Annotated in this window: 1 protein-coding gene; it reads right to left on the reverse strand. The window is 44.0% G+C overall.

What is annotated here, in order from left to right:
- A partial coding sequence (locus BM739_RS19935; protein WP_175609570.1) for a reverse transcriptase N-terminal domain-containing protein occupies positions 1 to 703 on the reverse strand: 703 nt, incomplete at its 3' end.
- Positions 704 to 705: the final 2 nt, after the last annotated feature.

Below are 705 nucleotides of genomic sequence, written 5' to 3' on the forward strand. Positions count from 1 at the left end.
TCCCACCTTGCGGTGTTCCTTCTGCTGTTTTATAGAACAATCCTTTGTCAACATAACCACATCCAAGCCATTGTTTCAGCATTCGTTTATCTAATTGAATGTTATCGAGAAGCCATTGATGACCAATCTTATCGAAACAGGCTTTAATGTCACCCTCAAGAACCCATTGGCTAGAGCGCTTCATACACAAACATTTGAAGCACTGTGCAATGGCATCTGCTGCGCTTCGGTTGGGTCGAAAGCCATAGCTATTGAGGTCGGCTACCATTTCCGAAATAGGCTCCAAGGCGAGAAGATGAAGCGCTTGCTGCGCTCTGTCTATCATGCAGGGAATGCCTAAAGGTCTGAGTTTGCCGTTTTTCTTGGGGATGTAGATACGTCTGAGCGGTTTGGCATGATAGCCTTTTCGGCTCAGTTTATTCACCGCAGTCATACAACGAGCATCACTGTTCCAAATGATGCCGTCAACGCCTGGTGTTTTGCTGCCTTTATTTTGAGAAACTCTTTTAACAGCAAGTAATTTTGCTGATTTTGAGTGGGTAAGTATCCACTGCAATGCTTTCGCCTTGCCGTGTTTACCTTCTCGGGTTGCTTTTGCAATGCGCATTTGAAGCTTTAATACATGTTGCTTAACCGCTTTCCAATTAATGGATTGCCATTGAACATTCTCAGGGGATGCACTAACTTCAATTGAAGTCATCATTT

It is taken from the genome of Shewanella sp. UCD-KL21, assembly GCF_001957135.1.
In the GTDB taxonomy this organism is placed as follows: Bacteria; Pseudomonadota; Gammaproteobacteria; order Enterobacterales; family Shewanellaceae; genus Shewanella.